General features: G+C 65.3%; 20 protein-coding genes and 1 tRNA gene. 16 read left to right on the forward strand and 5 right to left on the reverse strand.

Translation table 11 applies throughout. The features are described 5' to 3' along the window. The first annotated feature begins 66 nt into the window (after window positions 1–66). Window positions 67–2103: a DUF3857 domain-containing protein gene (locus FHS96_RS00775; protein ID WP_429587315.1), complete on the forward strand. Its 2037-nt coding sequence runs from the start codon at window positions 67–69 to the stop codon at window positions 2101–2103. Between the two features lie 33 nt (window positions 2104–2136). Here the strand turns inward: FHS96_RS00775 and FHS96_RS00780 are convergent, their stop codons facing one another. Beyond that, window positions 2137–2361 carry a hypothetical protein gene (locus FHS96_RS00780; RefSeq protein WP_429587317.1) on the reverse strand — a complete coding sequence of 75 codons (225 nt, stop codon included), beginning with the start codon at window positions 2359–2361 and terminating at the stop codon, window positions 2137–2139. Between the two features lie 139 nt (window positions 2362–2500). Next, on the reverse strand, window positions 2501–2941 hold the full coding sequence (locus FHS96_RS00785; protein ID WP_429587319.1) for a hypothetical protein: 441 nt from the start codon (window positions 2939–2941) through the stop codon (window positions 2501–2503). Between the two features lie 176 nt (window positions 2942–3117). Here FHS96_RS00785 and FHS96_RS00790 point away from each other — a divergent pair, with 176 nt between their 5' ends. The 10 genes from FHS96_RS00790 (at window position 3118) to FHS96_RS00840 (ending at window position 12607) form a co-directional block, all read left to right on the forward strand. Next, on the forward strand, window positions 3118–6504 hold the full coding sequence (locus tag FHS96_RS00790; RefSeq protein ID WP_429587321.1) for a hypothetical protein: 3387 nt from the start codon (window positions 3118–3120) through the stop codon (window positions 6502–6504). A gap of 51 nt (window positions 6505–6555) precedes the next feature. Next, a complete protein-coding gene (locus FHS96_RS00795; RefSeq protein ID WP_429587322.1) occupies window positions 6556–6759 on the forward strand; it encodes a hypothetical protein in 204 nt (67 codons plus the stop codon). Continuing rightward, window positions 6756–6992 (forward strand): hypothetical protein, encoded by a 237-nt coding sequence (locus FHS96_RS00800; RefSeq protein ID WP_429587323.1) that lies wholly within the window; start codon window positions 6756–6758, stop codon window positions 6990–6992. Before FHS96_RS00795 ends, FHS96_RS00800 begins: the two co-directional genes overlap by 4 nt. 2 nt (window positions 6993–6994) lie before the next feature. Continuing rightward, the gene (locus tag FHS96_RS00805) at window positions 6995–7420 is read left to right on the forward strand and encodes an N-acetylmuramoyl-L-alanine amidase (protein ID WP_429587324.1); all 426 of its coding nucleotides are present in this window, start codon (window positions 6995–6997) and stop codon (window positions 7418–7420) included. Next, entirely contained in the window at window positions 7417–7854 is a 438-nt protein-coding gene (locus FHS96_RS00810; RefSeq protein WP_429587325.1) for a hypothetical protein, read from the forward strand. Before FHS96_RS00805 ends, FHS96_RS00810 begins: the two co-directional genes overlap by 4 nt. Then, entirely contained in the window at window positions 7854–8144 is a 291-nt protein-coding gene (locus FHS96_RS00815; protein WP_429587326.1) for a hypothetical protein, read from the forward strand. Before FHS96_RS00810 ends, FHS96_RS00815 begins: the two co-directional genes overlap by 1 nt. A gap of 547 nt (window positions 8145–8691) precedes the next feature. After that, window positions 8692–8767 (forward strand) — tRNA-Val (locus FHS96_RS00825). A 586-nt stretch (window positions 8768–9353) separates the two neighbouring features. Beyond that, the gene (locus FHS96_RS00830) at window positions 9354–10481 is read left to right on the forward strand and encodes an OmpA family protein (RefSeq protein WP_429587328.1); all 1128 of its coding nucleotides are present in this window, start codon (window positions 9354–9356) and stop codon (window positions 10479–10481) included. 337 nt (window positions 10482–10818) lie between these two features. Then, window positions 10819–12183: a UDP-glucose dehydrogenase family protein gene (locus FHS96_RS00835; protein ID WP_429587329.1), complete on the forward strand. Its 1365-nt coding sequence runs from the start codon at window positions 10819–10821 to the stop codon at window positions 12181–12183. 151 nt (window positions 12184–12334) lie between these two features. Next, window positions 12335–12607: a hypothetical protein gene (locus FHS96_RS00840; RefSeq protein ID WP_429587330.1), complete on the forward strand. Its 273-nt coding sequence runs from the start codon at window positions 12335–12337 to the stop codon at window positions 12605–12607. Window positions 12608–13026: 419 nt separating this feature from the next. Here the strand turns inward: FHS96_RS00840 and FHS96_RS00845 are convergent, their stop codons facing one another. Then, window positions 13027–14025, reverse strand: coding sequence for an SDR family NAD(P)-dependent oxidoreductase (locus tag FHS96_RS00845; protein WP_429587331.1), 999 nt, complete (start codon window positions 14023–14025; stop codon window positions 13027–13029). Window positions 14026–14251: 226 nt separating this feature from the next. Here FHS96_RS00845 and FHS96_RS00850 point away from each other — a divergent pair, with 226 nt between their 5' ends. Beyond that, entirely contained in the window at window positions 14252–15535 is a 1284-nt protein-coding gene (locus tag FHS96_RS00850) for a nucleotide sugar dehydrogenase (protein ID WP_488168724.1), read from the forward strand. A 61-nt stretch (window positions 15536–15596) separates the two neighbouring features. Then, window positions 15597–16883, forward strand: a complete 1287-nt coding sequence (locus tag FHS96_RS00855; RefSeq protein WP_429587333.1) for a glycosyltransferase family 4 protein — start codon at window positions 15597–15599, stop codon at window positions 16881–16883. Window positions 16884–16989: 106 nt separating this feature from the next. On the opposite strand, the gene FHS96_RS00860 is transcribed toward FHS96_RS00855, so the two are convergent. Beyond that, window positions 16990–19476 (reverse strand): M10 family metallopeptidase C-terminal domain-containing protein, encoded by a 2487-nt coding sequence (locus FHS96_RS00860; RefSeq protein WP_429587335.1) that lies wholly within the window; start codon window positions 19474–19476, stop codon window positions 16990–16992. Between the two features lie 307 nt (window positions 19477–19783). Between FHS96_RS00860 and dgoD the strand changes: the two genes are divergently transcribed. The 3 genes from dgoD to FHS96_RS00875 are packed head-to-tail and all read left to right on the forward strand — an operon-like array spanning window position 19784 to window position 23120. Further along, window positions 19784–20974: a galactonate dehydratase gene (gene dgoD, locus FHS96_RS00865; RefSeq protein WP_429587337.1), complete on the forward strand. Its 1191-nt coding sequence runs from the start codon at window positions 19784–19786 to the stop codon at window positions 20972–20974. After that, window positions 20968–21696, forward strand: a complete 729-nt coding sequence (locus FHS96_RS00870) for an SDR family NAD(P)-dependent oxidoreductase (RefSeq protein ID WP_429587338.1) — start codon at window positions 20968–20970, stop codon at window positions 21694–21696. Before dgoD ends, FHS96_RS00870 begins: the two co-directional genes overlap by 7 nt. After that, window positions 21696–23120, forward strand: a complete 1425-nt coding sequence (locus tag FHS96_RS00875; protein WP_429587339.1) for a sugar porter family MFS transporter — start codon at window positions 21696–21698, stop codon at window positions 23118–23120. The genes FHS96_RS00870 and FHS96_RS00875 overlap by 1 nt, the downstream gene beginning before the upstream one ends. A gap of 349 nt (window positions 23121–23469) precedes the next feature. On the opposite strand, the gene manD is transcribed toward FHS96_RS00875, so the two are convergent. Then, window positions 23470–24681, reverse strand: coding sequence for a D-mannonate dehydratase ManD (manD, locus tag FHS96_RS00880; RefSeq protein WP_429587340.1), 1212 nt, complete (start codon window positions 24679–24681; stop codon window positions 23470–23472). Between the last annotated feature and the right edge of the window lie 26 nt (window positions 24682–24707).

Genomic DNA, 24707 nt, shown 5'->3' on the forward strand with positions numbered 1-24707 from the left:
ATCGGAAACCAGCATCTTGCTTATTCCCGCACCGCAGACATTATGACGCTGAACAAGGGGGATGATGTGCGTCATGCGATTTCAGCGTGTCTGGCGAGCCTGATCGCCGGCGGGGCGGCTCATGCGGAGAATGGCGAGGTTCAGCGCGGGCCGGTGCCCGCCTGGGTGGCGACCGCGGAACCGATGCCGGTGCCGGCGGATGCCGCCGGCGCGGTGTTCATCCGTCGTCACGAAACCGAGGTTCGTCTCGATGGCCGGGGGCAGGCGCTCTACACGGGCTATCGCGTCAAGATCCTGCACGCCAACGCGCTGCAACTCGGCAACATCTCGCTTGCCTGGAGCCCCGCGGCGGGCGCACCGGTCGTGCACATGATCCGGATCCACCGTGACGGTGAGGTGATCGACGTGCTGCAGAACACGTCGTTCGAGATTCTGCGGCGCGAGGACCAACTCGAACAGGCCATGCTCGATGGCGTTCTTACCGCCGTTCTGCGCATCCCCGATCTGCGGGTGGGGGATGAGGTGGAATTCGGCGCGACGATCCCCTCGAGCGATCCCACATTGGGCAAGGACGATGCGGGGGTGTTGCTGCTCGGTCCCGAGCCGGCACCCGGGCGCTACCATCTGCGGCTGAGCTGGGAAGAAGGGGCAAAACCCGCTGTGCAGATGAGCGCTGATATGAAGGCGGTGGCGCAGCAGGGGGCGCAGGCGATCGACTATCGCTTCGACAATCCATCGGCGTTGACGCCGCCCAAGGATGCGCCGCCGCGCTACAACTGGCAGCGGATCGTTGAATATAGCAGCTTCGCCGACTGGGCGGGTATCTCGCGCCGGTTCGCACCGCTCTATGCGGCGGCATCGCGGCTGGATGCCAATTCTCCGCTGAGGCGGGAGGCCGCGCGCATCGCCGCGGCGCATGCGCAGCCGATCGACCGCCTGGGTGCGGCGCTGAAGCTGGTGCAGCAGGATGTCCGCTACGTCTATGTGGGGCTCAACGGCGGCAACCTCATGCCCGCGACCGCGGAGGAGACGTGGCAGCGCCGCTATGGCGACTGCAAGGGCAAGACGGCGTTGCTGCTGGCGCTGCTGCGCGAACTGGGCATCGAGGCGCAGGCGGTGCTGGTCAACAACAGCGGCGGGGACGATGGCTTCGATGCGCGGCTGCCGAGCCCGCGGCTATTCGATCATGTGCTGGTGCGCGCACGCGTGGCGGGCAAAGGCTATTGGCTCGATGGCACCTTGCCCGCCGTGGTGCCGCCCGGCGAGGCGCCGATGATGCCCTATCAGTGGGTGTTGCCGCTGACCGCTGCGGGCGGCACGATCGAGGGGCTGGCGTGGAAGCCCGCGGCGCGACCGGACGAGATCAACCTGTTCGAGATCGACGCGCGCGCTGGTTTCGACAAGCCCGCGCGGATCACGAGCACCATGATCAGGCGGGGGATCGAGGGCGTGCAGCAGGAAGCCCAGTTCTCCGCGCTGACGCCCGCGCAACTGCTTGGCGGGTTCCGCCAGCAGGCGATCGGAGACACCTGGCAGACGATCGACGATGTGCAGTGGCGCTACGACCGCAAGGCGCAGGCCAGCGTGTTGACCATCATCGGCACCGGTACGGTCGACTGGGACGATGGCGGCGACGGCGTAAAATCGCTGGCGTTGCCCGGCGGCGGCTTCAATCCGCCCGAAAAGCGCGTGCGCGCGGCGGAGCAGGATCAGACCCTGCCCTATTACAACAAGCCGAATTTCGATTGCTACGTCACCACCGTCCGCCTGCCCGCAGGGACGCGGCCCGACCAGTGGTTCCACAAGGATGATATCGATACGATGATCTTCGGCCGCGCCTATTACCGCGCATTCGATCTGCGCGATGGCGCGCTGCGCATGATCCGCGGCGCTCGCGTCGAACGCAAGGAGGTGGATGCGGCGAGCGCGCAGCGTGACAATGGTCGCATCCCCCGGTTCGACAACAGCATGGCGTGGATCACCTATGATCCGAAGGGTGGCGGCGATACCACGGACCAGCGCGCCACGCCGGTGCCGGCGACCTATGATATCGACTGGACGGCGGACAATGTGCCCTGCCTGCCTGGGGAATTGATGAAGTGACGGGCGCCGGCGCCGGCACCGCGGCGTGGCCGTTCAGGCGCCGGGTTCACCCAGCCGCGCCTGCGCCTCGAGATGCGATCGCCGCGCCGCGCGCAGGCGATGGTCGGCGAGTTCGTCGGCGGTGGGGCGGCGCCAGCCGTCGCTGGTGCGGATCAGGCGCGTCTGGCAGCGCATGCACCAGCTCCAGAAGGTGCGGCCGTCATGCTGGGCGCGTGGCCGATCCGGCTTGTGGCCACTGACCAGGCAGCCAAGTCCCAAAGCAACCCCCTCACGCTGACAAAGATACCGCAAACATGCCGCAAATGCAGGCAACGGCGCGATCATGCGTCGATCGCGCCGGCCAAGGCAAGTCATTCCTGTCATTGGGCAATAAAGCGGTCGCGCCGGTGTGGCGTGGTCAATAACCCTGCGCCTTGAGCTTCGAGAAGGATGATGCGCCGCTGAGCGCGGTGGAGGCGGCGGAGAACAGCCCGCTCACCAGTGCGCCGTCTCCGGCGGAGCGGCGTGCCTTGGCCTCGGCGCGCTGGTTGGCGGCGTTGATGTCGAACCCGCGCACGCTGTTGAGGCCCTGCGCATAGATGCGGCCGATATCCTCGCCGGCCAGCATGTCGCCATCGGCGATCATGTCCGCGGCGGATCCGAAGCCGGCGTCGATGCCGTTGGCGGCCATCGCCGCGCGCTGCCGGCCCTGTACGGCGGCCTTGTCGCGATAGGCGGCGAGTGCCTGCTGGCGGGTGGCATCGAGGGCGGCGGTGGCGGCCTCACCCTCCAGCCGCGCGTTGCGATCGGCGATGCGGGCCTGATAGCGCGCCTGGGCGCGGGCCTGAACGGCGGACATGCCGGTTCCGATGGCGGAAGCGGCGGCGGCTGCGATGGCGAGAGCTGGTGCACACATGGCGCCGCCATGGCCGCATGGCCCGCGGAGATGAATCGCCGGCGCCGCGGTGCCGCCGATTCAACCCGCCGCCGCCCGATCCTAGGCAGCGCGCCGATCTTTCCAGACTGGAGTAGCGCATGCCCGTCGAGACCGAGGCCAGCTTTACCGGACCCCTCGCCACCAACGGCGTGGCCGCCGAATTTCCCTTTGCCTTCAAGGCCGCCTCCGCCGGCGAGATCCGCGTGCTGGCGCGCAACGCCGATGGCGCGGAGAGCGAAATCGCCCCCGCCGGTTACGCGGTGACGCTGGCGGAGGATGCCGGCGGCACCGTGCATTTCGCGGTCGCGCCGGCGGCGGGGCTCAACCTGTTCATCGTCTCCGCACCCAATTTCACCCAGCGCATCGTCTTCGAGAATGGCTCACGGTGGCTCGCCGGCCCGGTGAACGAGGCCAATGATCGCGCCGCGCTGCGCGACCTGAAGCTGCAGGGCGAGGTCAGCCGCGCCCTGCAAGTGCCGCTCGGCGAAACCGCCGCGCCGCTGCCCGGCGAGGCCGACCGCGCCCAGAGCCTGCTCGGCTTCGACGCCGAGGCCCGCCCCTACGCCGCCCACATCGCCCCCGCCGCCCTCGAAAGCCTTGCCGCGGCATCGGGTGCGATCGACCTGATCGCCGCCAACATCGCGCCGATCGGCGCGGTTGCTGAGGATCTGGAAGGGGCCGGGGCGATCGCTGCGGTGGCGGGGAGCATCGGCAATGTCGATGCGGTCGGAGGGCAGATCGAAGATGTGCAGGTTGTTGCCGAAGATTTGGCGCTGGGTGTGGAGGGGAGCTTTATCCGGCGGGCTCCTCAAGCTGCAATCGATGCCGGCGGTGCCCGAGAGCTTGCTCGCACGTACTCTGTCCAGGCCTATAACTGGGCACAATCTGTCAACGTGCCGCTGTTTAGTTCCCGCCTGAACAGCCTTATGGCAACGTCGAATTCCTATGCGGTGGTCTCTGGCCAGCCGGCTGCATCGACGCTTCAGATTACGGCTAACCGAGCTTATGTGGGCTCCGCCATTGATGTCGGAATAGATATCGCTGCAGGCGTCGTAATTGATGCTTGGCTGGCAGACATCGTGATTGATTCCACCGCCTCACTTATCAAGGTGTACGTCTATTCTGCCGATTCGTCGGACGTGGCGAGCAACGTGGCGCCGCCGTACGTTGCCGCAGGGATGAGCCCTTCGAGCGGTGGAGCTTGGACTCTAGTCGAAACGATCCAGGTGACCCCCGCTGCGGCGGGCATTATTCCGGGAGCAGTTTCTCTCGCCACTGCCACAGCGGCTACCACGCTTGGATCTCAACTGGTTACGGCTGCTGGAAAAACGTACGCCGCCGTATTTGATGTATTTGATGCGTCTGGAAACCGAATGCGCTTCGGCTACGGCTATGTGGACAAGACAGGCGTAGCTCGTCAGCGATTTATTGGATGGTATCACTCTAGCGCCGTCGCGTCGACGTGGACGAACCACCTCCAGACGCAAAAGTTTGGTTTGCGGGTGGGGACGAAAGCCATTGCCGGCTTGTTGGATGCGGACAGAAAATTATCAAAAGTATACAACAGGCTGAATGACATGGATCTCCGCAGCGAAGTGCGGACTATGATGAACGTTCAGCGCCTGAATGATTCTGCTTTGGCTTCAAGTCTGCAAGTGAATCCGCTAAATTTGAGGCCTTGGCGGGCAGATGAAATTGCAGTGTCCGGCGAGGCGTACGCCGCGGCGTTGGCTTATAATTCGTCGACCATATACAATAGGGGGGCGGATGGCGTGGCTTCAGCAACGCAATGCTGCATCGATCAGGGGCATGTATGGCTTTACCGAGCATCGTCGCCTGCGTCGGGATGGGCTCCGCCGATCCTCCCCGAAATGTCAAATGATTATTGGGTTATTGTCGGTAGAATTAATGTGACTGGCGATAGTACGACTGACGAAAGTCAGATATCAGGAGATCCTGACGTTCGATTTGATCGCACGAGTGACCTAATGATGCTCTGGTTAAAAACAGGCGTAAATAATAAGGGGCATTCGGGTCAGACCTCGCAGCAAATCCGGGATAGGATTTTATCTTGGTCCCCCTTGCAAAAGAGTGAGTCGGCTGTTGTTGGTTTGGGAACGAATAACCTGAATCCGATCAATCAGCCCGGAGTGGATGTTTCGGATCAAACATCGGCTATTATGTCGGCCAATCAATCCGCATACGATGCAATCCCTCATGAAAGAAAAATGTTCTGGGGTGGGCAGACGGGAGTGGTTGGTACACGTCACTTTGGAACGGTTAGCAAATTATCTCGCTTAATGAGATCCTCATTCGGCATAAATTTCTGGGATCATTATGCTGCTTTGCATCCATACGTGTCTACAAGGAGTAAATCTGATTTAGACTCTCTTAAGATGGGTGGAATGCCACTATCGATTATGGCTGACAACACCCACTATGATGATCCCATCGCCGAGCCGGGCGCGCGAGAAAAGGTTCGGCTTATTTTGGCAATGGAAAGGGGGCAGCCATATGTGCAGCCGGAGCGTGTCGTCTTTCCGGTCAGGTCGGAAGATCCTGTGGGGTCTCTGGTTGTTCCAGCCCGGATCGCTGGGAATCCAAAGCACGTTGCCTTCTTTGATGCTGTTGGAGACGATGTCGTTCGACTGAGCAGTGCTGGAGAAATTCAAAGAGGAGGCGGGGAAATAGGCTTCGAGGTAAGAGATTATTATGTCGAGGCAAGAGGAAATTCGGGCCATCACATCGGTCGTCGTACGCTGGTTCGAGGTATGAGCGGTAGCAATCCGGCGAATGGCGGCATGAGGTTCGGTGGCAATGGGATGCAGCAGCTTGGTACCCCTGGCTGGGACGGGGTGCCGAATGGTAAGAAGCTGACGATAGTTGTTTCTTTGCGCTTTTTGCCGGGTGCTTCCGGCGGTGTTTTTGGAGCGCGAACATGGCTCAGCGTTATATCGGGAAATACGCTGAGGTTTATCGCCTACGGCGGATCAGTGCCACAAATTGGCACAGCGACGGCGAGTGTCGCCGATTTCCCCGATCAGTTTAATATGTACTTCATCACATTGGATACGACGAGCGGCATTCAAAGGCTACAAGTGGCTACAAATGATAAGCCTGTAGTGAGTGCAACCCCCGTGGCTGATGCTGAAGTGGCAATCAATGATATAATTGCATTGTTTGGATCGACAGGTGCTCCGCTAACAAACGTTGACATCAGGTCAATATGGATGTCATCGGAATCGTTCGATTTCTCGGTGCAGTCCAACAGAGATGCGTTCTGTGCGCCGGGCAGAACCGATGTGCCAAGAGATCTTGGATTTAATGGATCTGTCGCAGGTATTGCGCCGTTCTTCTACAACTTTGGTTATTGGGGTGATTGGGCAAGTGGGCGCAATCTGGGGACTGGCGGACCGGTCTATTTCCCAACCTGGATCGATAGCAGTCTTCTAAGCATCTCCAGTCCTCCCGAAGTGGCGCTGTAGTTGGCGGTTCGAGCGACGTTGAGCGTCCCACGCCAAAAAAGGAGATCATCCTTGACCCCTGATATCTGGACGCTGTTCAGCCAGTTCGGCCCGCTCGGGCTGGTGATCGGCTATCTCGTCTGGCGCGAAACGCATGCCGATGAGCGCCGGGCGGCGGTGGAGCGGGAGCGGACCGAGAGTGATCGGGCGCTCGCGGCGGCGCTGTCCGCACTCACCGTTACCATCCAGCATCTCGAACAGCGGATGGGGCGATGACCGCGGAGGCGCTTGCCGCGATCCGCGCGGTGGCCGGTGCGGCGCAGGCGTTGCGAGATGCCTGCACCTCGGCGGCGGGCTGCATCCCCCGTCACCCCACAACCATCAACCCGAGCATCGGCCTGGGCGGCCGCGCCGCGTCGCTGGCCGGTGACGAACTGCCGCTCACCGATGAGGAACGCGTGCTGATCGGTCTCGCGCCGCTCTGGCCGCTCGATGAAAGGAGTGTCTGATCATGGCGACCCCCGCCTATATGAACCCGGCCCGCATCAACCATCTCACCATCCACTGCGCCGCCACGCCCGAAGGGCGCGATGTGAAGGCGGCGACCATTTCCGAATGGGATATCGCGAAGTTCGGCCAAGTCAGCTACCATATCGTCGTCGAACTCGATGGCAGTGCGGTGCGCACCCTGGCCGATAATCGCCGCGGCGCGCATGTCGGCGGGCGCAACACCGGCAATATCGGCATTTGCTATGTCGGCGGCGTGGATCGCCGCGGCGCCCCCAAGGACACGCGCACGCCGGAACAGCGCGAGACGTTGCGTCGCCTCGTCGCCGAGTATCGCGCGCGCTATCCCGACATCGGCGTTCGTGGCCATCGGGATTGGCCAGGCGTCGTCAAGGCCTGCCCCAGCTTCGACGTGGCGAGCGCGCTGTGAGCGGGGCGGTGCTTGCCGCCGCGCGGGCCGCGGCCGTGCTCGTCGTGCGCCATTGGCCGTGGGTGCTCGCCGGCACGGGTGTCGCCGCGCTGGCGCTGGCCTTGCTGGCGGCGCGCGGCGAGGCCCGGCGCTGGCAGGGGATTGCCGGCGATCGCGCTGCGGCGCTGGCTGCGGAGCGCGCCGGCCATGCCGTCTCCCGCGCATCGATCGCGACGCTCGAGGCGGCGCTCGCCGAAAGCAATGCGCAAAGCCGGGCGCGCGCCGATTCGCTCGCTGCCGCGCAAGTCGCCGCCGTCCGTGCCGGTGCCGAGGCCGATGCGCGCTGGCAGGGCACCGCGACGCAGGTCGCGCGGCTCAGGGCGCTCGCCGCGCAGCCCGCGCTTGCCGGCTGCGCCGTGCCCAGGGCGCTGATCGACGCCCTGGAGGGTCTGTAATGCGCCGCGTGATCGCCCCTGCCGCACTTGCCGTCCTCGCGATGCTCGCCGGCTGCGCCACCACGCCACCGCCCGCGGTCGCGGTGCGCACCGTAGAGGTCGTGCGGGAGGTGCAGCGGCCATGCCCCGTCACGCCGCCGCGCCGCCCCGCGCCGCTCGATCGGCCGCTGCCGGCGGACGCCGCCGCGCTTGCGGCGCTGCTCGGTGCGCGCCTTGCCGAATGGGCCGGGCCCGGTGGCTATGGCGAGCGCGCCGAGGCGGCGCTGATGCTGTGCGCCTCCGCGCCTTGAGGGTGCCGCGCGGCGCCCGCGAGCATGTCAGGCGATGCTTCGGCTCATCCCGGACCGTCCGGCCTGCGGCTGCTCTGGAAACGGCTTTGCTCCGACCGCGGCGTCGCTCGTCCGCGTGCCTCCACCTGCTGCGCGTGAACCATCGTCTCGTCCGCACTGGGTTCGCGCCAGCCGTCGATGGCGCGAATCAAAGGCGTGTTGCAGCGCCTGCACGCGGTCCAATAATCTTCACCGTCGTGGCGTGCACCGCCCCGGTCGGGCTTATGCCCCCGCAACTTGCAGATGATACCCATACTGTCCCCCCGGCCAGCGACCTCTTCAAGTGGCTGCGCGAGGCCTAGGCCGAACGCGTGCGGCGTGTCAGGTGAAAATTTTACAATCTTGATCGAAGTTTATCGAATGATTGCCGTAAATCGATGATGCGCCATCGATCCAGTCGGCAGCCAGTGAGAGGAGGGCGTGCACCGCCGCCGTGCGCGCCCTCACCATCCTGCACCATCGCTTGACCGCGGCGCCGCCGCAGCGCATAGCCGCGCTCCCGCAGCGCGGGCGCTTAGCTCAGTTGGTAGAGCATCTCGTTTACACCGAGAGGGTCGGCGGTTCGAGCCCGTCAGCGCCCACCAGTGGCCCCTACACATATCGTTCCAGCGGCAACCCGCCGATTCCTCGCCGCCGCCGCGCGCCAAGTGCCCGTCGTCATGCAGGGCGTTGGCGACAGTTGCGGATGCGCAGTCGCTCGACCGTCGGAGACGCCGCGCCTGATCGAAGAAGATCGCGCCTGTGCGCCGCCATGCGCAGGCAGAGACTGCGGCGGCGGTGCGCGCGAACCACCCGGCGGTGAAGCGCATCGATAAGCGCATGGCGCGCACGCTATAATCTGGCTGTCAGCGGCGGCGATGCTCCGCCTGATGCGACGAAATGGTCCGCTTCGGATTGAATCGTCGTGATGCGTCGCAGCCGTTCGAAACCCGACCTCGCGCATCTGCGGGGTGATGCCGGAATGTCACGCCATCCCCCCTTGGAGGCGCAGGGTGGGAAATTTGAAACACGCCGGTAACGATCCCCACCCGGCTGGCGCTCGGCGCGCCCGTGAAACGACCGTTGTGCGGCATTGTTGCAACAGTTTCGCCTTTTTGTGCGCTTGCGTTGAAACCTCCTGAGAGGTAGTGGGTTTTCGCTGTCCGAGTGACACTGTGAAAGGGGACTTCTATGCGGAACCTTGCCATCGCGATGGCATTGGCATCGACTGCGCTCGCCTCGCCCGCAATGGCGCGGGATGACGCGTGGTACATCGGCGTCGAAGCTGGTGCTATGATCGTCGAAGATATCGATCTCGATATCGGTGCGATCGACAACGGCGCAACGATCGATTCCAAATATGGCTACGATGCCGACGGCATCATTGGCTACGACTTCGGCATGTTCCGCGCTGAAGCGGAAGTCGCCTACAAGCGTGCCAACATCGACAGCCTGACCGCGACCGCCGGTATTCCGCGCGGCAACTCGGGCACGCTGGTCAACGGCACCTTCGACGGTGCTGCCGGTTCGGTCTCGGCGCTCAGCTTCATGGTCAACGGCCTGCTCGACTTCGGCGGTGAGGACGATGGTCTCGCCGGTTATGTCGGCGGCGGTGTCGGTGTCGCTCGCGTCAAGTATGACGGCGTGACCGTCCAGACGCCGGAAGGCGGGCCGTTCCTCGACGATTCCGACACCGGTTTCGCGTGGCAGGTCATCGCGGGCATTCGCGCCCCGATCACCGATCACTGGGACGTCGGCGTCAAGTATCGCTTCTTCAACGTCGACAATGTCGACATGGTGGACCGCCTGGGCCGCGACGTGAGCAGCCGCTTCCGGTCGCACAGCCTGCTCGGCAGCTTCATCTACAACTTCGGCGCGCCGACCCCGCCGCCGCCGCCGCCGCCGGAGCCCGCTCCGCCGCCGCCGCCGGTAGAGGCCCCGCCGCCGCCGCCGCCGCCGGTCGTCGAGTGCACCCCGGGGCCGTACATTGTCTTCTTCGAGTGGGACAAGTCGGACATCACGCCGGAAGCGGCGTCGATCCTCGACAACGCTGTCACCGCTTATGGCAATTGCGGCCAGGCGCAGGTCATGCTCGCCGGTCACGCCGACCGCTCGGGTTCGGCCAAGTACAATGTGGGCCTGTCGGAGCGTCGCAACGCTTCGGTCCGTGCCTACCTCGAATCGCGTGGCATCGCGGGTGGCGTCATCACGACGCAGGCCTTCGGCGAGAGCCGTCCGCGCGTCGAGACCGCCGACGGCGTTCGCGAACTGCAGAACCGTCGCGTGGAAATCACCTACGGGCCCGGCGCCGGCATGTAATGCCGCGCCTGAACCTTCGGGTTCAGGGCTGGAAAATCGGGGAGTCGGTCGCGAGACCGGCTCCCCTTTTTCTTGTCTGCGGCTAGGGCTTCGAAAACCGCGCCGATAGTGGCGGCACGCCCCCGATTGCCTTCTCCCGCACTTGACCGGGAAGACTTTGGACGAAGCCCGGGCGGACATATGCGGATGTCGTCGCGACGGGACGAAGGCAGGGCGGGGCACCGGTTGAACGCCGCTTTGGCCATGCCGTGCGGCGCGGTGATCGAACAGAGGTTGCCAGCGCCGCGGCGCCGCGCCATGGGGCGGCCGTTCCAGCAAGAGCGAAAAGGCAGCGAACGTGAAGATCGTGATGATCGGGGCCGGATATGTCGGCCTGGTATCGGGGGCGTGCCTGGCCGATTTCGGCCATGACGTGATCTGCGTCGACAAGGATGCCGGCAAGATCGCCGACCTCGAAGCCAACAAGATGCCGATCTACGAGCCCGGCCTTGCCCAGCTCGTCAAATCCAATGTCGAGGCAGGGCGGCTGTCCTTCTCGCTCGATCTGCCGGCGGCGGTGGCCGATGCCGATGCGATCTTCATCGCGGTGGGCACGCCCTCGCGCCGTGGCGACGGCCATGCCGACCTCAGCTATGTGTTCGCCGCAACGCGGGAGATCGGCGCGGCGCTGACCGGCCCGACGGTGGTCGTCACCAAGTCCACCGTGCCCGTCGGCACCGGCGACGAGGTGGAACGCATCCTGCGCGAAGTTGCGCCGGGGATCGACGCCGCGGTCGTCTCCAATCCCGAATTCCTGCGCGAAGGCGCCGCCATCAGCGATTTCAAGCGGCCCGACCGCATCGTCATCGGCACCACGGACGAGCGGGCGCGCGGCGTGATGCGCGCGATCTATCGCCCGCTCTATCTCAACGAGGCGCCGCTGCTGTTCACCGCGCGGCGCACCGCCGAGCTGATCAAATATGCCGCGAACGCCTTCCTCGCGACCAAGATCACCTTCATCAACGAGATCGCCGACCTGTGCGAGCAGGTGGATGCCGACGTGAAGGATGTCGCCCGGGGCATCGGGCTGGACAATCGGATCGGCCCGAAATTTCTCCACGCCGGCCCCGGCTTCGGCGGCTCCTGCTTCCCCAAGGATACGCTGGCGCTGCTCAAGACGGCGGAGGACCATGAAAGCCCGATGCGCATCGTCGAGGCGGTGGTTCAGGTCAACGAGCAGCGCAAGCGTGCGATGGGCCGCAAGGTGATCCAGGCGGCCGGCGGCGATGTGCGCGGCAAGCGCGTCGGCGTGCTCGGGCTCACCTTCAAGCCCAACACCGACGACATGCGTGACGCGCCGGCGCTGGCGATCGTCCAGACCCTGCTCGATGCCGGTGCCGAAGTGCGCGCCTTCGATCCGGAAGGGATGGAGGCCGCGCGGCCGATGCTGCCGGACGTCACGCTGGTGGGCGATCCCTATGCCGCGGCCGAGGGGGCGGATGCGCTGGTGATCGTCACCGAATGGGATCTGTTCCGTGCGCTCGATCTCAAGCGCGTCGCCCGGCTGATGGCGTCGCCGATTCTCGTCGACCTGCGCAACATCTATCCGCCCGAAGAAGCGCTCGCGGCGGGATTCTCCTACACGTCGATCGGCCGCAGCGCGGTTTCGGCAAAAGATGCCGCAGTGCAACCAACGGTGGCGGAGAACGCTACGGCAGGTTAGGAGGTGGGCGAGGAAACGGAACTTGAGTCGTGCTAATCCGTTTGTCGCCCGAATCTCTGTTGCACTGCGATATGACACTTGCGTAACCAATCCTAGTATGGCATTGCAGCATCAATCGAGCACGGCACACGAAGTCATGAGGGAGTGAAACATGGGTATTGGTAGGATCTCCACCGCGATTGCGGCTGTTCTCGCGCTTACGGCCACCCCGGTGATGGCTGCGGGTCAGTCGGTGCGTGCGTCCAGCTCGGCGCTTTCGGCGAAGGCGCTCAGCGGCGCCAAGGCGAATGCGCGCAAGGGTACTTTCCTGAACGACGCCAGCAAGGCGACTTCGGGCGTCATCCTGGGCGTTGTCGCTCTCGGCCTGGTTGTCACGGCGATCGTGATTGCGGCCGACGATGATGATGAGCCGACCAGCGACTGATCTTTCAGTCCTACCGGCTTGATTAAAGAGTGGCGGCCCGAAAGGGTCGCCACTTTTTTTGTTTGTGGCCTGGGCGGCTGTGATTCGGCGAGAATCGGCGCCTGCTTACGTCGATTGAAACGGTTTGCTTTTCCTCCCGTGGCGCGAAGCCCCAGGGGAGGGGACCATTTGCGCGACAAATGGTGGAGGGGCCGGCGCCGAAGCTTCCGATCTCATTGCCGTGTCAACGAGCCGGGCCGAGCCGGCCCCTCCAACACGCGCTGGCGCGCGCGAGTGGGGGTGGATTGCCCCGGCATTCCAAGATCGTGCCGGGGGCACGATCGACCCCATCTCGCCCCTCCCGAGCAAAGCTCGGCGAGGAAAATCCGGCGCTCAGTTCATATGTGGGCATGCGTCAGCCCCCTCGGGGTGGCACGCCCTCATACCCCGTGATACTGGCGGAACCAGTCCACGAAGCGCGGCACGCCTTCCGCGATCGTCGTGGTCGGCCGATAGCCATGGTCGGCGCTGATCGCGTCGATGTCGGCGAAGGTCGCCGCAACGTCGCCGGGGGGCAGTGGCACCGCCTCGCGGATCGCGGCGCGGCCGCAGTTCCGTTCGATCAGCGCGATCACCTCGTCGAGCGGTTCGGCGCGATGGTTGCCGACATTGTAGATGCGGTGCGGGCCCAGGCTGCCGCCGGGCTTGGGCGCGCCATCGTCGGACGGCGGAGAATCGAGGCAGGCGATCACGCCGGCGACGATATCGTCGATATAGGTGAAGTCGCGCTGCACGCGGCCACCATTGCTCACCCGGATCGGACGCCCCTCCAGGATAGCGCTGGTGAAGATCCACATCGCCATGTCCGGCCGGCCCCACGGGCCATAGACGGTGAAGAAGCGCAGGCCCGTCAGCGGCAGGCGATACAGGTGCGCATAGCTCTCGCTCATCAGTTCGTCGGCACGCTTGGTGGCGGCATAGAGCGAAACCGGGTTGTCGGTGCGGTCCGCGACACTGAACGGCAAGGCGATATTGCCGCCATAGACCGACGAGGACGAGGCATAGACCATGTGCCGCGGCCGCCGCGCGCGGGCCAGCTCCAGCAGGTTGAGATGCCCCATCACATTGGCACGCACATAGGCGCGCGGATCCTGCAGCGAATGGCGCACGCCCGCCTGCGCACCGAGATGGACGATGCCCTCGATCTCCACGCCCGCCACCGCGGCTTCCAGTGCATCCTCATCGGCAAAGTCGGCCTCGACGAAGCGGAACGCGTCGCCGCAACGCGCGGTCAGGTCGCCCAAGCGGTCGCGTTTCAGCGAGACGGCGTAATAAGGGTTCAGATTGTCGATCCCGATCACCCGCTCACCTCGCGCCAGCAGGCGCGATGCGACATGGTGGCCGATGAATCCGGCCGCGCCGGTAACCAGAAACGCCATGGGCGCAACATCCTTCGTCACTATTTTGCTGCGCCGCACAATTTCTCTCGCGACTCCAGCGGCGGTCGGTTATCATGTTGAAAACTCCCCTGGGATTATTTTATGGCCGTTGCGGCGTCGCAACCACCAGAACAGCCTGATTGCCGCCACTTAGGCGGAGTGAAATACATCCTGCCCTTGGCGCCTTGCCCTCCCGCACCGATGCGGTACGGCACTGCGCCGCAACATTGACGGAGCAACACCCTTGCGGATCGTGATTCTTGGCCTCGGTTATGTGGGTTGCACGGCGGCTGGCTGCATCGCCAGCCAGGGCCACCATGTGACCGGCATCGACGTCTCGCAGTCGAAGGTCGACGCGCTGAATGCCGGCAAGTCGCCGATCACCGAACCGGGCCTGGATGAACTCATCGCCGAGGCGCGCTCCAAGGGGCTGCTCGAGGCGCGCACCACCATCGGTGATGCGCTGGACGCCGCGGATATCGCGATCGTCTGCGTCGGCACGCCCAGCGGCATCACCGGCGCGCACGACATGTCCTATGTCGCGCAGGTCACCACCCAGATCGCGCAGGCGCTGAAGGCCGATCGCGCCAAGCCGCTGACGATCGCCTACCGCTCCACGATGCGCCCGGGCACCACCGAAACCCTAATCGCGCCGATCGTCGCGGCGGCGCTGGGCGATGGTTGGAAGGATCTCGTCCAGCTCGTCTACAACCCGGAATTCCTGCGCGAATCGAGCGCGATCAAGGATTATTTCGAGCCGCCGAAGATCGTCATCGGCACCGAGGATGGTGAGCCCAACGAGGCGATGGAAGGCCTCCACGCCGGCATCGAGGCGACCACCTTCCACGTCCGCTATCGCGAGGCGGAGATCACCAAGTTCGTCGACAACACCTGGCATGCGGTGAAGGTGGCCTTCGCCAACGAGGTCGGCCGCGTCTGCGCGCTGCAGGGCATCAGCGCCCAGCAGGTCCACGCGATCTTCAAGTCGGACACCAAGCTCAACCTGTCGTCCTACTATACCCGCCCCGGCGGCGCGTTCGGCGGCTCCTGCCTGCCCAAGGACGTTCGCGCGCTCCAATATATTTCGGCGGAGCTCGGTGCGAACACCCCGCTGGTCGACATGCTGATGCGCTCGAACGACGCCCACAAGCATTTCCACGCCGATCGCGTCATGAAGCTGGTGCCCAAGGGCTCGAAGATCCTGCTCGTCGGCCTGGCGTTCAAGGCGGAGACCGACGATCTGCGCGAGAGCCCGAACGTCGATCTGGCGCGCAAGCTGCTGGAAAGCGGCTATGAGCTGTCGATCTACGATCCGGCGATCGAGGCGGAGCGGCTGATCGGCCAGAACCTCGGCTATGCCCATTCCAACCTGCCGTCGCTGCGCAAGCTGCTGGTGACCAAGGAGGTTGCCGAGGGCACGCGCTGGGATCTGGCGATTGCAGCCAATCGCACGATCAAATCGTTGACCGTGGATGCCGGCATCCTCGTCGACATCGACGCGATCGCCTGAAACCCGGGCGCCTGACACCCGGGCGCCGAACTGCCGCGACTGAACGAAGAAGGGCTGACCGATGGCTACGAACGCTCTGCATAAGATCGGTGGCGATGCCGCGATGGCGACGCCATCGCACGCTCAGCCTTTCTCGTCCCCGCTGCTCGACACCAAGCCGCTCGCCGGCAAGCGGGTGCTGATCGTGGTGGAAAACCTGCCGGTGCCGTTCGATCGGCGCGTGTGGCAGGAAGCCCGCACCCTGAAGGCGGCGGGCGCCCATGTCTCGATCATCTGCCCCACCGGCAAGGGGCATGAGGCGCGGCGCGAAACGCTGGACGGTATCGAGATCTACCGCCACCCGCTGCCGCTCGATGCCTCCGGCGCGATGGGCTATCTCGCCGAATATGGCGCGGCGCTGTTCTGGGAAACGGTCTACGCCTGGAAGATCTTCTTCAAGGGCGGGATCGACGTGATCCACGGCTGCAACCCGCCCGACCTGATCTTCCTGGTCTCGCTGCCGCTGCGCCTGTTCGGCGTGCGCTACCTGTTCGATCATCACGACATCAATCCGGAGCTTTACGAGGCGAAGTTCGACAAGCGCGGCTTCTTCTGGAAGCTGATGGTGCTGTTCGAAAAGCTGACCTTCAAGGCGGCGCGCGTCTCGATCGCCACCAATGAAAGCTATCGCCGCATCGCCATCGAGCGCGGCGGCAAGAAGCCCGAGGATGTGTTCGTCGTCCGCTCGGGCCCCGATCTCACCCGCGTCCGCGCGGTGCCGGTCAACCCGGCATGGAAGAAGGGCCGGCGCTTCATGGTCGGTTATGTCGGCGTGATGGGCGATCAGGAGGGCATCGACCTGCTGCTCGAATCCGCGCGTCACATCGTTTATGACAAGAAGCGTGACGATGTGCAGTTCTGCCTCGTCGGCGGCGGCCCCAGCCTCAAGGGGCTGCAGGCGATGGCGGCGGAGATGGGCCTTTCGGACCATGTCACCTTCACCGGCCGCGCGCCCGACCAGGACCTGTTCGAGGTGCTGTGCACTGCGGACGTCTGCGTGAACCCCGATCGGGTCAACCCGATGAACGACAAGTCGACCATGAACAAGATCATGGAATATATGGCGATGGAGAAGGCCATCGTTCAGTTCGACGTCGCCGAGGGCAAGTTCAGCGCGCAGCAGGCCTCGCTCTACGCGAAGGCGAACGATCCGGTCGACATGGCCGACAAGATCCTCGGCCTGCTCGACGATCCCGCCAAGCGCGAGGAGATGGGCAAGTTCGGTCGCAACCGCGTCGAGAAGGAACTCGACTGGTCCCGCCAGATCGAGCCGCTCATCGCAGCGTATCAGCGGGTGCTGCGGAAGTAGGCTCAAATAGGCGGGAAAACTGATCGGGTCCGCCACACCGGACCCGATCGCCCGCACGGCATGCTGCAAGCGCCCTTTCGTAAGGGCGTTGCGGCGAGAGCTGCGCCTACAGGATCCAGTCCGTCGCCAGTGAGCGAACGTCGCCCGTCACATGGATGATGAGGTCGGCGATGGCATCGCCATCGACGTCGCCCAGCAGGCTCGTGGTGTCGGTACCGGCATCGAACACTACCGCTAACTCGCCGGCGGTGCCGGTCAGCGCGGTGACGAGCGAGAAGGCCTCGTTGTACGAACCGTTGGAGCTGGCATCGATGGCCGAAAGATCGATCATGTCGGCTTCGGTCAGGTCCATGATCCGGTCGATGCCCAGCTCCGCGTTCGAATCGAGCAGGCTGGTATAGATGAAGCGGTCGGCGCCTTCGCCGCCGGACAGAATGTCGATGCCACGGCTGCCGATGAGTGCGTCATTGCCGCCGAGTCCGTTGAAGATGCTGTCGCCCCAACTCCCCTCGATCAGATTGTCCAGCGCGTTGCCGTCCACATTCACCCCGTCCGCGGCGGATGAGAATCGGAAATCCTCGAAATTCTCCGGCATGATGAAGTCGACGGGGCTGGCCCAGGCGAAGATCACGTCATGGCCCTCGTCCGGTGCCTCGTAGAGCGACGGCACGACGGCCGAGTATATCGTGATGTTGTATCGGTCGTCGCCCGCTCCCCCGATCAGCGTGTCGCCGCTGTCGCCTGAGAGATAGTCATTGCCGTCGCCGCCGATCAGCGTGTCGTAAACGCCCCTCGATGCACTGGCGATGCGGTCATCCCCGCCGCGCCCCTCAAGCGTCGCGCCGGGGGCGGTGGCGGTGCCGCCTCCCACATCCTTGCCGATGAGTTCGTCTCCGAAGGCGCCGGCGATGATATGGTCGATGTCGACGAGTGTGTCATATCCCTGCCCCGGGGCGATCGGCAGACCGGTGGGGCCGCTCAGCCTTATCAGAACCCGGCCGGCCGCGGCGGAATAGTCGACCGTGTCGAAGCCGGTGCCGCCATCGAACAGGTCGTTGCCGCCGCCGGGCACGAAGAAGTCGTCGCCGGCACCGCCATGGACCTGATCATTGCCGACACCACCGGTCAGATGATCGTTGCCGTTGCCGCCCTGGATGATGTCGTCGCCGGCGCCGCCATCAAGCACGTCATTCGCTCCCGCGCCGTCGATGCTGTCATTGCCCGCACCGCCGAGCAGGATGTTGACCTGTGTCGATCCGATGAGGGTGTCCGCATAGGCGGAGCCGGTCAGGTTCTCGACGAACAGCAGCGTATCGATGCCGGCGCCGCCGGTATCTTGCGCGGTGGTGAGGCCCAGATTCACCGAAACGCCGGCAGTCGCTGCGGCATAGCTTGCGGTGTCGGTGCCGGCACCGCCGCTGAGCAGGTCGTTCCCGAGGCCGCCGGCCAGCAGGTCGTTGCCGCCATTGCCCACGAGCATATTGTCGCCGGCATCGCCGGTGAGTTGGTCGTCATATCCGCTGCCGGTGACATTCTCGATGCCCGTCAGCGTGTCGCTGCCGGCGGAGATCGTCGACTGCGCGACGATCAGCGCCAGATTGACCCGGATCGCGCCGGTGGCATTGGCATAGGTCGCGGTATCGATGCCATCGCCGCCCTCCAGCCGGTCATTGCCCAGGCCGCCGTTCAGCACGTCATTGCCGAGGCCACCCGCGAGCAAGTTGCCGAAGGCATTGCCGGTCAGCGTATCGCCAAACGCGCTGCCTTCGACATTCTCGATGCTGCGCAGCGTGTCGATCCCGGCGGCGCCCGTATTCTGCGCGGATTGGCTGAGAAGGTTGATGGTGACCGCCGCCGCCGCGGTCGCATAGCGGACGAGATCGGTGCCACCGCCGCCATCGAGCAGGTCATCGCCGTCACCGCCCGCCAGGGCATCGTCGCCGAGGCCGCCGAGCAACTGGTTGGCGCCACCGTCTCCGCTCAACTGGTCGGCCATGTCGGATCCGACGATGCCCTCGATGCCCATCAGCGTGTCGATGCCGGCACCACCCGTATCCTGCGTTGCCCCCTGCACCGCGAGGTCGACGGTGACGCCGGCCTGGCTGGACGCATAGCCCGCCCAGTCGAACCCGTCGCCGCCGATCAGCGTATCGGCGCCGGCGCCGCCATCGAGCACATCGTCGCCGGCCTGTCCGTCCAGCGTATCGTCACCGACACGGCCGGCCAGCCTGTCCTTGCCTTGCCCGCCCTCGATCAGATTGGCGATCTCGTTGCCGGACAGCGTGTCGTCATAGGCGGATCCGGCGATGTTCTCGAACCCCGTCACACTGTCTATGCCCGCGCCGACGGTCGATTGCGCGCCGACGATGGCGAGATCGACCGCGATCCGCGCCAGTGCCGATGCATAGCTCAGCGTGTCGATGCCGGCGCCGCCATCCAGGCTGTCATTGCCGCTGCCGCCCTCGATCCTGTCCGCGCCATCCAGTCCGGACAGCACGTCGTTGCCGCCGAAACCGAAAATGATGTCGTCCGCCACGCCGAACTGATCGCCGGCAATCATGTCCGCATAGGCGGTGCCGTTATAGACGGGCATTTCGGATCCTCTCCGTTATTGTCGCTGAACTATCGGCGATGTTCGATCCTCGATAAACAGGTCTTCCGTGTAAGCGCACAGGGCGCTAATCGATAGGCGCAATGGGGCGGCGGCCGAGCGGTTTTCGTCCAACCAATCTCCATCATCGTACATTATCCCGGTCTCATCCTGGCTGTCGTCGGCAAGCGCTCGATATCATGGCACCGGCGTCCGGGCAGAAATCCCCTATATGAATTTGAGTTCTACATATTGATCAGATATATCCGACGGACGGTGCCGCGGCCCACGCGGCAACCGAACGAGAGGGATGGCCTTACCCTTGCGCCCCGACGCTTCCGACAACCGTACCGCGCCCGACCGCATCGCGCGGATCGAGTATTTTCCCGTCCACCCCCGCTGGCTGTTCGTCCGCATCGAAAGCGCTGAGGGCGCCGTAGGCTGGGGGGAGGCGACGCTCGAAGGTCATGTCGAGGCGGTCTGCGGCGCGATCGATGCCGCGCGGGATCGGCTGATCGGCCATGACCCGGATCGCATCGAAGATGCCTGGCAGCTTCTCTACCGGCTCGGCTTCTATCGCGGCGGCCCGGTGCTGATGTCCGCCATCGCCGGCATCGATCAGGCGCTGTGGGACATGAAGGCGCGCAAGCTGGGCGTGCCGGTCTACCAGTTGCTCGGCGGCCGGGTGCGCGACCGCATCGGCGTCTATGCCTGGATCGGCGGCGATCGCCCCCATGACGTGGCCGCCGCCGCCGCCGCGCGTAAGGCGCAGGGCTTCACCGCGGTGAAGATGAACGGCGTCGAGGAGACCGGCTGGCTCGAAAGCAGCGCGCATATCGATGGCGTCGTCGAACGGCTGGGGCTGGTGCGCGATGCGGGCATCGATGTCGGGCTCGATTTTCATGGCCGCGTCCACAAGCCGATGGCACGCGCGATCCTGAGCGCGATCGAGCCGCTGCGACCGCTGTTCGCCGAAGAGGTGCTGCTCGGCGAACATCCCGCCGCGATCGAGCAGATCGCGCGCCACACCAGCGTGCCGATCGCGATGGGCGAGCGGCTCTACAGCCGCTGGGATTTCCGGCCCTTCTTCGAAAGCGCGGCGATCGACATCGCTCAGCCCGATCTCTCCCACGCCGGCGGCATTTCCGAATGCCGGCGCATCGCCGCGATGGCGGAGGCCTATGACGTCGCCTTCGCGCCGCATTGCCCGATCGGGCCGCTGGCGCTCGCCGCCTGCCTGCACGTCGCGGCGGCCACGCCCAATTTCGCGATCCAAGAGATGTCGCTGGGCATCCATTATAACGGCCCCGCCGAGGATCTGACGACCTTGATGGCCAATCCGGAGATGTTCGCGGTCACTGGCGGCAGCGTCGCGGTGCCCGAGGCGCCGGGGCTCGGCGTCGAGATCGACGAGGCGGCGGTGCGCGAAATGGCGCGCGATCCGCATCGCTGGCGCAATCCCGCATGGCGCGGGCCGCATGGGGAGCTGCGCGAATGGTGAGCCGTGGCGTGCTGGTGACGGGCGGGCTCGGCGGCATCGGCCTTGCCGTGGCGCGCGCCTTCGCGGGGGAGGGGGCGTCGATCCTGCTGGTCGATGCCCGTGCCGACGATGGCGCCGCCGTCGCCGCGCTGACCGCCGCCGGCGCCGCCGATGCGCGGGCGATGCAGGCGGATGTGGCGGATGAGGATGCGGTGAAGGCCGCGGTCGATGGCGCGATCGCGGCGTTCGGCGGGCTCGACGTGATCGTCAACGTCGCGGGCATGATGATCTACAAGCCCGTTGCGGAGTTGACCGGCGCCGACTGGCGCCGGCTGCTCGACGTCAACCTGATCAGCGCCGCCTTGTTCACCGGCCAGGCGCTGCGGCGGATGGGCCCGGGGGGTGCGGTGGTCAACATCGCCTCGGTCCATGCGCGCCGCACCTCGCCTTTGGTCGCGCCCTATGCGGCGGCGAAGGCCGGGCTGGTCAGCCTCACCCGCTCGGCGGCGATCGAGGGCAAGCCGCTCGGCATCCGCGTCAACGCGATCCTGCCCGGCGCGATCGACACACCGATGCTCCATGCCAGCCCCAATATCCGCTCGGGCGCGGAGGTGGTCGACCCCGCCGATCTCGGCCAGCCCGAGGATATCGCAGCGCTGGCGCAGTTTCTCGCCTCGGATGCGGCGCGCTTCATCACCGGCGAAGATGTCGTCGCCGATGGTGGCCGGATGGGGCGGCTCTGATGGCGGGGCCGGTCTATCACGATGCCGGCGGTGCCACCGGCGCGGTGCCGGCCGCCGCCTCCGGAGCGGTCTGGCTTGCGGCGTCGGTCTCGGCGCTGGGCGGGTTGCTGTTCGGCTATGACTGGGTGGTGATCGGCGGCGCCAAGCCCTTTTACGAGGCGCGCTTCGGCCTGTCCGCCCCCGCCGACCAGGCGTGGGCGGTGAGCTGCGCGCTGATCGGCTGCCTGATCGGCGCGGTCGGTTCGGGCGCTCTCGGCGATCGGTTCGGCCGGCGCGCGGCGCTGCTGCTCGCGGCCCTGATCTTCGCGGTCTCTTCGATCGGCACCGCGTTGGCGCAAGGCTTCGGCGATTTCGTTGCGTGGCGCATCTTCGGCGGCATCGCGATCGGCATGGCCTCGGGCCTTTCGCCGCTCTACATCGCCGAAATCGCGCCGCCCGCCAGCCGTGGCCGGCTGGTCTGCCTCAACCAGATCGCGATCGTCATCGGCCTGCTCGGCGCGCAGATCGTCAACTGGCTGATCGCCCAGCCGGTGCCGGTGAACGCGACCGCAGCCGAGATCGCCGCATCGTGGAACGGCACCGAGGGCTGGCGCTGGATGTTCGCCGTCGCGGCGCTGCCGGCGATCGCCTTCCTGATCGGCTGCCTGCTGATCCCCGAAAGCCCGCGCTGGCTGGCGCAGCGCGGTCAATGGGATCGCAGCGCCGCGGTGCTGCGCCGCTTCGGCGGCGATGCCTATGCGGCGGACGCGCTGGACGGCATCCGCCAGGCGCTGGCCGCCGCTCCCGGCCGCAGCCTCGCCGCCGTCCTCGGAGAACCGCGCTTCCGTCGCGTGCTGGCGATCGGCGTGGTGCTGGCGGTGCTCCAGCAATGGTGCGGCATCAACGTGATCTTCAATTACGCGCAGGAGATTTTCGCGTCGGCCGGCTATGCGGTGTCGGATACCTTGTTCAACATCGTCATCACCGGTGCTGTGAACTGCGCCTTCACCTTGGTCGCGCTGTTCACGATCGAGCGCTGGGGGCGCCGTCGCCTGCTGCTGATCGGCTGCGCGGGGCTTGCCGGCATCTATGTCGTGCTCGGCGGCTGCTATCTCGCCGGACTGCAGGGCTGGCCGCTGCTCGCGCTCGTTGTCGCGGCGATCGCCTGCTACGCGATGACGTTGGCGCCGGTGACGTGGGTCGCGCTCTCCGAGATCTTCCCCGGCGAGGCGCGGGCTGCGAGCATGGCGGTGGCGACGACGGCACTCTGGGCCGCCTGCTTCGTGCTGACCTACAGCTTCCCGCTGCTCAACGCCGCGGCGGGCACGGGCATGACCTTCTGGCTCTACGCGCTGATCTGTGTGGCGGGGTTCGTGTTCATCAACCGCGCGCTGCCGGAGACGAAGGGCAAGAGCCTGGAGGAGATCGAGGCGGGGTGGCGGTGATTGTTGGAGCCTGAGAGCAGGCGCCATCCACACACCCGTTCGTCCCGAGCGAAGTCGAGGGACGAGTCACGCAAAGATCGCTTGAGAATCCGGCGCGGGGCCCCTCGTCCCTCGACTTCGCTCGGGACGAACGGAGGGGGGAGGTGCTGAGCGGATCGTCTTTCCAAAACCGTTCGCCCTGAGTAACGGCTGAGCGAAGTCGAAGACGCGTATCGAAGGGCCTGGCTCGGAGCGGACCCCTCGATACGGGCTTCGCCGAGCTCAGTCCCTACTCAGGACGAACGGTTGGGAACGGAAACTGCTTCCAGCACTTGTGGGGCGGCCGATGTCGCTGCCGCCCGCTCCCAAATCACCAGCTATGCATCGTCCCGTCCTCCAGCCGGTTCACCGGCAGAAAGGCGCGCTTATATTCGTAGCCGGCGGCCAGTTCCTCATCGATGTCGACACCCAACCCCGGCGCGTCGCCCGGGTGCATCATGCCGTTGGCGAAGGTGTAGGCATGCGGGAACACCGCGTCGGTCTCAGGCGTGTGGCGCATATATTCCTGCACGCCGAAGTTCGGCACGGACAGGTCGAAGTGCAAAGCCGCCGCCATGCACACCGGCGACAGGTCGGTCGCGCCGTGGCAGCCGGTGCGGATCTGGTAGAGGTCGGCCAGCGTCGCGATCCGGCGGAGATGGGTGATGCCGCCGGCATGGACCACGGTCGCGCGGATATAGTCGATCAGCTGGTTCTGGATCAGATCCTTGGCGTCCCAGATCGAGTTGAAGATCTCGCCCACCGCCAGCGGTGCTGTCGTGTGCTGGCGGATCAGGCGGAACGCTTCCTGGTTCTCGGCCGGGGTCGCGTCCTCCAGCCAGAACGGGCGGTACTGCTCCAGATCCTTGCCCAGCCGGCCCGCCTCGATCGGGGTCAGGCGGTGGTGGATGTCGTGCAGCAGATGCACGTCCCAGCCCAGCGCCTCGCGCGCCGCCTTGAACAGTTCGGGCACGATGCGGAGATATTTGGAGGTGCTCCAGACATTCTCGGTCGGAAGATCCGCGTCGGCCGGCTCGTAAAAATAGCGATCCTTGGAGACGCCATAGGTGCTCGGCATGCCCGGCACGCCGCACTGGATGCGGATCGCCTTGTAGCCCTGCTGCTGATAGTCGAGCGCCGCCTCGATCGTGTCCTCGATCGTGGTGCCGTTGGCATGGCCATAGACCATCACGCCTTCACGGCTCGCACCGCCGAGCAGCTGGTAGACCGGCAGCCCCGCCAGCTTGCCCTTGATGTCCCACAAAGCCATGTCGACCGCGGCGATCGCGGTCATCGTCACCGGGCCGCGGCGCCAATAGGCACCCTTGTAGAGATACTGCCAGATATCCTCGATGCGATGCGCGTCGCGGCCGATCAGGCAGGGAATGACATGGTCGGTCAGATAGCTGGCGACCGAAAGCTCGCGGCCGTTCAACGTCGCGTCGCCGACGCCCGTGGTGCCGTCATCGCACTCGATCTTCAAGGTCACGAAGTTCCTGCCGGGGCAGGTGACGATAACGCGGGCGTTGACGATCTTGGGCACGATCATTCCTTTAATTGGTCAGGCCG

The sequence above is a fragment of the Sphingomonas zeicaulis genome, assembly GCF_050433225.1.
GTDB lineage: Bacteria > Pseudomonadota > Alphaproteobacteria > Sphingomonadales > Sphingomonadaceae > Sphingomonas_D > Sphingomonas_D zeicaulis.

What these genes read in the sequence shown, in the direction of transcription:
- dgoD (WP_429587337.1), top strand. Translation starts at nt 19,784, where the DNA reads ATGGCCTTACCCTTGCGCCCCGACGCTTCCGACAACCGTACCGCGCCC.
- FHS96_RS00875 (WP_429587339.1), top strand. Translation starts at nt 21,696, where the DNA reads ATGGCGGGGCCGGTCTATCACGATGCCGGCGGTGCCACCGGCGCGGTG.
- FHS96_RS00785 (WP_429587319.1), bottom strand. Translation starts at nt 2,941, where the DNA reads ATGTCCGCCGTTCAGGCCCGCGCCCAGGCGCGCTATCAGGCCCGCATC.
- FHS96_RS00830 (WP_429587328.1), top strand. Translation starts at nt 9,354, where the DNA reads ATGCGGAACCTTGCCATCGCGATGGCATTGGCATCGACTGCGCTCGCC.
- FHS96_RS00840 (WP_429587330.1), top strand. Translation starts at nt 12,335, where the DNA reads ATGGGTATTGGTAGGATCTCCACCGCGATTGCGGCTGTTCTCGCGCTT.
- FHS96_RS00860 (WP_429587335.1), bottom strand. Translation starts at nt 19,476, where the DNA reads ATGCCCGTCTATAACGGCACCGCCTATGCGGACATGATTGCCGGCGAT.
- FHS96_RS00805 (WP_429587324.1), top strand. Translation starts at nt 6,995, where the DNA reads ATGGCGACCCCCGCCTATATGAACCCGGCCCGCATCAACCATCTCACC.
- FHS96_RS00815 (WP_429587326.1), top strand. Translation starts at nt 7,854, where the DNA reads ATGCGCCGCGTGATCGCCCCTGCCGCACTTGCCGTCCTCGCGATGCTC.
- FHS96_RS00790 (WP_429587321.1), top strand. Translation starts at nt 3,118, where the DNA reads ATGCCCGTCGAGACCGAGGCCAGCTTTACCGGACCCCTCGCCACCAAC.
- FHS96_RS00855 (WP_429587333.1), top strand. Translation starts at nt 15,597, where the DNA reads ATGGCTACGAACGCTCTGCATAAGATCGGTGGCGATGCCGCGATGGCG.
- FHS96_RS00870 (WP_429587338.1), top strand. Translation starts at nt 20,968, where the DNA reads ATGGTGAGCCGTGGCGTGCTGGTGACGGGCGGGCTCGGCGGCATCGGC.
- FHS96_RS00845 (WP_429587331.1), bottom strand. Translation starts at nt 14,025, where the DNA reads ATGGCGTTTCTGGTTACCGGCGCGGCCGGATTCATCGGCCACCATGTC.
- FHS96_RS00800 (WP_429587323.1), top strand. Translation starts at nt 6,756, where the DNA reads ATGACCGCGGAGGCGCTTGCCGCGATCCGCGCGGTGGCCGGTGCGGCG.